The 7905-nt window shown below is 64.1% G+C and carries 7 protein-coding genes and 1 pseudogene; all 8 read right to left on the bottom strand.

Translation table 11 applies throughout. The annotated features are described in order from the left end of the window. Nucleotides 1–256 (bottom strand): annotated as a pseudogene (locus tag QZ213_RS21060) (hypothetical protein); the annotation flags it as partial. A 71-nt stretch (nucleotides 257–327) separates the two neighbouring features. After that, the gene (locus tag QZ213_RS21065; protein WP_291688028.1) at nucleotides 328–1251 is read right to left on the bottom strand and encodes an EamA family transporter; all 924 of its coding nucleotides are present in this window, start codon (nucleotides 1249–1251) and stop codon (nucleotides 328–330) included. Between the two features lie 196 nt (nucleotides 1252–1447). Beyond that, nucleotides 1448–2254, bottom strand: a complete 807-nt coding sequence (locus QZ213_RS21070; protein WP_291688029.1) for an NUDIX hydrolase — start codon at nucleotides 2252–2254, stop codon at nucleotides 1448–1450. Nucleotides 2255–2258: 4 nt separating this feature from the next. Then, complete coding sequence (locus QZ213_RS21075; RefSeq protein ID WP_291688030.1) at nucleotides 2259–3215, bottom strand: dihydrodipicolinate synthase family protein; 957 nt, start codon at nucleotides 3213–3215, stop codon at nucleotides 2259–2261. Between the two features lie 23 nt (nucleotides 3216–3238). Then, nucleotides 3239–4117 carry an SDR family oxidoreductase gene (locus QZ213_RS21080; RefSeq protein WP_291688031.1) on the bottom strand — a complete coding sequence of 293 codons (879 nt, stop codon included), beginning with the start codon at nucleotides 4115–4117 and terminating at the stop codon, nucleotides 3239–3241. A gap of 156 nt (nucleotides 4118–4273) precedes the next feature. Beyond that, nucleotides 4274–5134, bottom strand: coding sequence for a MaoC/PaaZ C-terminal domain-containing protein (locus QZ213_RS21085; RefSeq protein WP_291688032.1), 861 nt, complete (start codon nucleotides 5132–5134; stop codon nucleotides 4274–4276). A 133-nt stretch (nucleotides 5135–5267) separates the two neighbouring features. Continuing rightward, nucleotides 5268–5657: an OB-fold domain-containing protein gene (locus tag QZ213_RS21090; RefSeq protein WP_291688033.1), complete on the bottom strand. Its 390-nt coding sequence runs from the start codon at nucleotides 5655–5657 to the stop codon at nucleotides 5268–5270. After that, nucleotides 5657–6805, bottom strand: a complete 1149-nt coding sequence (locus QZ213_RS21095; RefSeq protein ID WP_291688034.1) for a thiolase domain-containing protein — start codon at nucleotides 6803–6805, stop codon at nucleotides 5657–5659. Before QZ213_RS21095 ends, QZ213_RS21090 begins: the two co-directional genes overlap by 1 nt. Nucleotides 6806–7905 lie beyond the last annotated feature (1100 nt).

Raw genomic sequence — 7905 nt, forward strand, 5'->3', positions numbered from 1 at the left:
TCTGCGCGACGATGCGCCCGAACACATCAGCGACGCTGCCGGCCGAATAGGGAATGACGATGCGCACCGGCCGGCTGGGAAAGCCATCCTGAGCCGGGGTCACGGCCGGCGCGGCAACGACCATCAGCCACGCAGCCACGACCGCGCCGATACGCCGACTCCTCATGATGCGTCCCCTGCCCTGATCGTCGATCGGCGCTGTTTGAGAGCGTCCGGATTTACGGGGCAGGATGTCGACAATCCCTTTGGCCGGCAAGGGGCAGCGCCGATCCCGCAAGGCGGAGCTGGGTTGTTTCGCTGCATGCGCGGCCCGCAATGACCGCGGCTTCAGGAAGATAAGGTGAGCGCAGCGGCCTTCCGCGCCGGTATCGTCATCGCGGCGACGCCGGCCACAACGCAGCCGAGGCCGATCCATGCCGTCGACGTCAGCGTCTCGCCGAGAAAGGCCACGCCGAGCGCGACGCCGATTGGCACGCGCAGATAGGCCTGCGCCGTGGTCCCGACCGAACCGAGCGTCTGGACCACCCGGAAATAGATCACGAAGGCCACTGCGGTGGAAAAAACCGCCAGGGCGAGCAGAGCCAGCACCGACGTCATCGACGGCGCGAGCGTCCACGGCCGGTCCACCGCGAGACTCACCGGAACCAGTATCGCGGCACCGCAAAGCAGCGAGCCCGCCGCCGGCGCCGTCGGATCGAGGCCCTTGAACCCGCGACTGAAGATGGCGCCGCCCGCATAGCAGAGGGTCGCAACCACTGTGGCGATCTCGGCCGCGAGCTGCTCGCCGAGGCCGGCCATCGCCTGCACGCCGACGATCAGACAGATGCCGGCCATCCCGGCCACGACGCCGAACAACTTTCGCACGCCGACCTTCTCATGGCGCGTGACGGCCAGCGTCAGGCAAAACGTAAAGATCGGCGAGGTGGAATTGAGAATGGTCGCAAGCCCGGCATCGAGGGAGCGTTCGGCCCAGGCAATCAGCGTCCACGGGATCACGCTGTTGAGGCAGGCCTGGAACAGGAAGCGCCGCCAGGTCGCGGCATCCTTGGGCATGCGCAGCCCGCGCCCATGCATGATCGCAAGCAGCAGCAATCCCGCTATCAGCGTGCGCGCGGCGATCAGGGTGACGGGCGGAATCGTCGTCACGCCGAGCTTGATGAAGGTGTACGACCCGCCCCACAGCGTCGCGAGCAGCAATAGCAGCGCGAGTTCGACTCCGATGGCGGGAGATTGTGAGTGGGTTTCATCCATGTAGGTGGTTCCGGCTCGAATCTTTCGACCGGAACATGACATGGCCAAACGCCGCTATATTTCGTCGTACGTCGAACTGTCTTTGACGGAAACGGCGTCATCCCGAGGTGAGCGCCCTTGCACGCCTCAAAGGAACGGCCACGGGCTGTCATCCTTCGAGGCTCGCCGTCGGCTCGCACCTCAGCATGACGGACGATCAACCCAGCGCGCCGACCTCGAACACCTCGCCGTCGTAACCGGCTTCCAAGGGGATGCGGAGCTGGCGGCCGCCGTTGAGTTTTGTCATGACCGGCATCACCGTCACAATCGGCTTGCCCCTGCTGTCGTCGAGCGCGGCCTTGACATTGGGCTGCTTGCCGAGCCGGATCAGGTTGCGCGTGGTCGGAAACGGCAGCTTGAAGCGGCCGCTCTCGCCGCCTTCCAGCGCCTCGCGCGGCGACACCCAGATCGAGTCGGTGGATTCCTTGCCGTCATGCGCGCCGACCTGCTCCGGAGGTGCGGCGGCGAGGAAGAACCAGGTGTCGAACCGCTTCGGCATGCCCTCCGGCGTGATCCAGTGCGCGTAGGGCACGAGCTCGTCGAGCGCCAGCAGCAGCCCGTTGTCGGTGAGCACCTTCAGGAAGGTCGTTTTGTTGTCGCACAGGTCCGCGCGATGGGCAGCCTCGATCTGGCTGGCCCGCTTCGCATCGACCAGCGCATTCGAGCCCTTGGGACGTGCCAGCAGGATGCCGCTTTCCTCGAAGGTCTCGCGGATCGCCGCGATCCGGAAACTCAGATCGACGGCATCGAGCCCCTCGCCGCCGGAATAAAGCGCGGGGTTGGCAATGATCTCCTGGTCGCCCTTGTCGACGCTGCCGCCGGGAAACACCAGCGCGCCGGAGTTAAAATCGATCTCATAATGGCGCACCATCATGAAGACCTCGACTTCGCCCTTTGTCACGGCGCTGTCGCGCAGCAGCAGGATGGTGGACGCGGGACGCGGTGGCTTGACGGCTTCAGTCATGAGATCACTCCGCCGCGCTGGCCTGCGGTTGCAGATTGGCGCGCTTGTCGACCCGCGCCACCCGCGACAGCAGGTAATCCACTTCGGCCTTCGCCGTGGCAGTGATGGCCGCCCCCGGCTTGCGCTGCGCGCTGGAGGCGATCACGCCGCGCTTCTGCAGCACGTATTTGCGCACCGCGAGGCCGGCGCCCGGCTGCTGTTCGTAGCGGATCAGCGGCAGATGCGCGTCGAACAGATCGTGCGCGGCGTCGCGCTTGCCGGCCTTCGACAGTTTCACGACATCGATCAGGAGTTCCGGGAAGGCGTAGCCGGTCATCGCGCCGTCGGCGCCACGCTCCATCTCGAAATCGAGAAACAACCCGCCGTTGCCGGTCAGGATCGACAACGGACGCAGCGAACCGTCCTTCTGGAAGGCGCGCAGCGCGGAGATCTTTTCCAGACCCGGCCAGTCCTCGTGCTTGAGCATCACGCAGGAAGGGCTGTCCATTACGATCTTGCGGATCACCGCCGGCGTGAACACCACCGTCAGGGTCAGCGGATAATCCTGCAGCACCCAGGGAATGTCGTCGCCGATGGCTTCCTGCGCCTGCTTGAAATAACCAATGATCTGGTCGTCGGTGCGCAGATGCGGCGGCGGCGCGATCATCACCCCGGCCGCGCCGCCATCCATCGACGCCTTCGCCAGCGAGCGCATGCTGGCAAATCCCGGCGCGGAGACGCCGACGATGATCTGCATATTCTTGGCGCGCTTGACGAAGCGGATCGCCACCTGCTCGGCCTCGGCGGCATCCAGCTTCGGCGCCTCGCCCAGAATGCCCAGCACGGTCACCCCGTCGCAGCCGACCTCGGCGTAAAAATCCGTCAGCCGGTCGATCGATTTCTCGTCGATGCGGCCGTCCTCGTGGAACGGCGTCGGCGCGATGGCAAAAGTGCCGGCGGCCTTGGCGGTGAGCTTTGTCATGTGTTGCCTCTGCTTCTGATGCGTCAAAACCGCCGCGCGCCCATCTTGATCTCTTCCTCAGTGAAAAAGATCTCCTTGGCATGTTCGACGATATCGTCTGCCTTCCATCCGGTATGCGGCGGTTTCCAGCCGGGCTTCTCCATCATCCGCATCTCGCGCACGCCGCGCGGACCGGACACGCCGAGCACCTTGCCGGTCTGGTCGCCCGACAGATCGCTGACCATGTATAGCACGGCCGGCGCGATGCCGTCCGGTCCCAGCGCGGCGCCGGGGTTCTCGATATAGCGTGGCAGGTCTGCCGTCATGCGGGTCAGCGCGCCCGGCGCCAACGTCCAGATCCGGATGTTATATTTGCGGCCCTCGATCGCCAGCACGTTGGACAGGCCCCAGATACCGCCCTTGGCGGCGCCGTAATTGCTCTGGCCGAAATTTCCGATCAGGCCCGAGGTCGACGAGGTATTGACGATGACGCCGCCGCCGTTCTCGCGCATCCAGCGGAACACCGGCTGGGTGACGCAGAACGTGCCCTTCAGATGCACCTTCAGAACCTTGTCCCAGGCGGCTTCCGTTGCCTTGGCAAAGGTCTGGTCGAGCAGGATGCCGGCATTGTTGACGAGGATATCGGCGCGGCCGAAGTTCTTGATGGCGTCGTCGAACACCGACTGCCCGCCGGCCATGGTGGAGATATCGGCGCCGTTGGCGACGGCGCGGCCGCCCTCGGCCTTGATCGCGTCGACCACCTTCTGCGCCATCGACACGTCGGCGCCGGAGCCGTCGCGGGGGCCGCCGAGGTCGTTGACCACGACCGCCGCACCCTCCCGCGCGAACAATCTGGCATAGGCCTCACCGAGCCCGCCGCCCGCGCCGGTGATCAGCGCCACCTTGCCGTCGAGTAATCCCATGGTGTCTTGCTCCCGTATCGTCGTTTATCTACCTGTCGTCATGGCCGTGCTTGTCACGGCCATCCACGTCTTCCTTGTTTCCGAGAGAAAGACGTGGATGCCCGGCACAAGGCCGGCCAAGACGGCGTTACTTAAAGCGCTCGCCCCTGCCCGATCTCACCCCAGCACCGTCTTGCCGCTCTTGATGACGGCGACGTTGCGCGCCTTCACCCTGGCCTCGAACGAGATCACATTGCCGTCCTTCCACAAATCCATGGTCACGGTCTCGCCGGGATAGACCGGCGAGGAAAACCGCGCGACGTGCTGCCTGAAAGCGGAGGGATCGTAGTCGGCATAGGTCTGCAGGACGCCGCGACAGGTGATGCCGTAGGTGCACATGCCGTGCAGGATCGGCTTGGCGAAACCGGCGCGCTTGGCGAACTCGGGATCCGAGTGCAGCGGATTGCGGTCGCCGCAGAGCCGGTAGACCAGCGCCTGATCCGGGCGGGTCGGGATGTCGATGGTCTTGTCGGGGCTGCGGGTCGGCACCTTGTGCGGTTCGGGCTGGCCTTCCGACGGGCCGCCGAAGCCGCCATCGCCGCGGGCGAAGCGCGAGGCGACCAGCGTCGCCAGTTTCGCACCCTGCTCGTCCCTCAGCACGGTCTGGTGCCGGATCACGGCGCCCTTGTCCTTGCCCTTGTCGAACACGTCGAGCACGGTTGAATCGGCGGTGATGCTGGCCGCCGTCGCCAGCGGCTTGTGGAAGGTGATGTCGCGCTCGCCATCGACCACCATGACGCGATTGAGGTTCATCTCGCCGGGCCCGGCTCCCCACGCCGCGACGGAGGCGAATGTCGGCACAACCTTCAAGGCGCGCGGCGTGGCGACGGCCTCATTGACAAAAGCCAGCTCCTTCTCGTCCATGGGGTCGGCGCCCATGCCGATGCCATAGGCGTACAGCATCACCTCGCGATCGCCGTAGGCGTATTTCTGGCCCAGATTCTTCAGCGCCATCAGCTCATCGTACTTGATCGGCATCTTGTCATCTTCTCCCGAACTTCTTTTCTCTACCTTGTGGGAGAGGGCTACACCGGCGCCGGCCACAAACTTCGCTGTGGTGAGGGGCTGGCTCAGCGGATAAATCTCTCTGTGCAGATAGAGACAACCCCCGTCACACCGGCGTAAAGAACGGCAGCGGCGGGCCGTCGGTGGTCTTGAACACCACCTTGACCTTCTGGCCGATCTTCAGCTTGGTCTGGTCGCAATCGACGAAATTGGTCAGCAGCGACGGGCCTTCCTTCAGCGTGACATAGCCGATGGCGTAAGGCCCGGTCGCGGATTTGCGCATCAGGCTGAACGTATAGATCTCGCCCTCGCCCGAGCTTTCCTCCCACACCGTCTTGTCGGAGAAGCAGAACGGGCAGATCGCGCGCGGAAAGTAATGCGCCTCGCCGCAGGCGGTGCAGCGTTTTATCAGCAGCTTGCCTTCGACCGCCTGGTCCCAGAAATGCTTGGTCTCGGGATTGCCCTGCGGCGTCGGGTATTTCACGGGGTTGTCCATCACACGCGCTCCAGAATGCAGGTCGATGCGGCGTGGCGGACGCCGAGCAGGCCGCCGGTGCCGTGCGCGACGGCGAGATCGCAGTTCGGCACCTGCACCTTGGGATGGGCCTCGCCGCGCAACTGCCGCACCGCCTCGATGATCTTGGTCATGCCGCCGCGGTTGACGGGATGATTGCTGCAGAGGCCGCCGCCGTCGGTGTTGAACGGCAGCTTGCCGACGCCGGAAATCAGATTGCCGTCGGCGACGAACTTGCCGCCCTCGCCCTTTTTGCAGAAGCCTAAATCTTCAAGCTGCATCAGCACCGTGATCGTAAAACTGTCGTAGATCGAGGCGTATTTGATGTCCTTCGGCGTCACGCCGGCTTCTTCGAACGCCCGCGGACCCGACCAGACGCCGGCGGAATAGGTCAGATTGAGATCCTTGCCGCCGCGCGGGCCCTTCAGCGCCTCGCCGTGGCCGATCATCCGCACCAGCGGCTTCTTCAGGCTTTTCGCGATCGCTTCCGTGGTGACGATCAGCGCGCCGCCGCCGTCGGTGACGACGCAGCAATCCATCCGGTGCAGCGGATCGGAAATCATCGGCGAGTTGAGCACGTCCTCGACGGTGACGACCTCTTTGAGCATCGCGTGCGGATTGTATTGCGCGTGGTGGGAGGCCGCGACCTTGATCCAGGCCAGTTGCTCGCTGGTGGTGCCGAACTCATGCATGTGACGCATGGCGCACATGCCGTAAACATTGTGCGTGGTGGCGCCGTAAGCGGCCTCAAAATCGACCTCGGCGCCGGTCGCGCGCGGCGGCATGGCGCCGGTGCGCGGCTTGCCAGCCAGCGTAATCAGCGCGATCGAGCATTTGCCGGCGGCGATCGCTTCGGCGGCATGGCCGAGATGCACCAGATAGGAGCAGCCGCCGGTGTCGGTGGAATCGAAATGCCGGACTTTCAGGCCGAGATAATCGACCATCGCCATCACCCCGCCGGGAGCGTCGCCGGCGCAGAAATAGCCGTCGATATCGGCCTTGGAGAGGCCGGCGTCTTCCAGCGCGCCCTTGGCGACTTCGGCGTGGAGCTGTGAGGTGGATTTATCGGGTGCATGCCGGGTGGGATGCTCGTAGATCCCGGCGAGGTAGGCCTTGCCCTTGATGCTCAAGTCGTTCTCCGCTGGCGTTTCTTTTTCGCTGGCGGTTTTTGTGGCCTGCCGGGGCAGGCTTGGCAAGCGGCGACTGCCGAAAATCCAGGGAACGCAATCCCGCGACACGGAATGCGGGCGTGCGTCTACTGTCCCGCGGCGCGATGCGCCCGGGGTTTGCTGGAATATCCTTACCCTCTGCAAAAAGAGGGCGCAGGGAATGCCGGGTGCGCGCTGCACCCGCGGTCTCGTGTGCAAGATGTGCAAAAGAAAGCGCACACGAGCATACAGGTTCAGCGGAGGCAATCCGGCATTCCCTGCGCAATGGTTTTACGGCTTATAGCGCGCTCTCCCTGGTGATCGGGCTTGTTTGACACCATCGCCTCGCGAATATGGTTTTGTCCGCCCCGGTCGGGCTCGCAAAACCTCCGCAAGACTTGACGCCAACCGCTGAGGCGTCAGGACCACACGCTTTTGCCGTCCGCCGCAGCACCGTTCGTCTGCGCGCGGTCCGACCGCTCAGGGATCGGTTAAGACCCGCCCTGCGATCACACCTTGCGCGCGGGCACTGCCGCGTCCACCGCAACCCGTCCCAACGTTCGTGACGATGGCCAACGCCCCTCTTTCGGGACGGGATGACAAACCATATAGGATGATTTGCATTTCGGAAAAACCGAAATCTTTTTGCCAAGGGGACTGGACAGCAAATCACGTTGATCCGCGTCGACAAATCGGATTTTCGCGCAACGCGCCGCGCGCTCGCGCAGGAAGGCTGAGCAGCTCGTCCGCGCAAGTCAGTCCGTAACCGTTGCCCGGTGGGTGCGCAGCCGTTGCGAAGCCTCTCATGCTTTGAGCTATTTCCGCTTTCGGGGCATCGCGGACATGGCCGCACTTGCTGCTGGCTCGCCCGGGGCGCAATTGACCCGCTGCAGGCATTTTGAGCAGAACGACCAGTGCGGCGTATCGATATGCTTCTGAGTCTGGGACCGTACAGACGCAAGACAAATAGACACCTCATTGGCGCTTGATATCGATCAATGATTGCCAGCTGAAACCCTGTAGTACGCGCGAGGGGTCGGATGGAGTGACGAATGCCCCTGGCGCGATATTTTTTCTTTGTT

Origin of the sequence: Bradyrhizobium sp. (assembly GCF_017881085.1) — a bacterium.
Lineage (GTDB): Bacteria > Pseudomonadota > Alphaproteobacteria > Rhizobiales > Xanthobacteraceae > Bradyrhizobium.

Bases quoted from the DNA above. Each gene is read 5' to 3' on its own strand.
- QZ213_RS21065 (WP_291688028.1), bottom strand. From the start codon at position 1,251: ATGGATGAAACCCACTCACAATCTCCCGCCATCGGAGTCGAACTCGCG.
- QZ213_RS21070 (WP_291688029.1), bottom strand. From the start codon at position 2,254: ATGACTGAAGCCGTCAAGCCACCGCGTCCCGCGTCCACCATCCTGCTG.
- QZ213_RS21075 (WP_291688030.1), bottom strand. From the start codon at position 3,215: ATGACAAAGCTCACCGCCAAGGCCGCCGGCACTTTTGCCATCGCGCCG.
- QZ213_RS21080 (WP_291688031.1), bottom strand. From the start codon at position 4,117: ATGGGATTACTCGACGGCAAGGTGGCGCTGATCACCGGCGCGGGCGGC.
- QZ213_RS21085 (WP_291688032.1), bottom strand. From the start codon at position 5,134: ATGCCGATCAAGTACGATGAGCTGATGGCGCTGAAGAATCTGGGCCAG.
- QZ213_RS21090 (WP_291688033.1), bottom strand. From the start codon at position 5,657: ATGGACAACCCCGTGAAATACCCGACGCCGCAGGGCAATCCCGAGACC.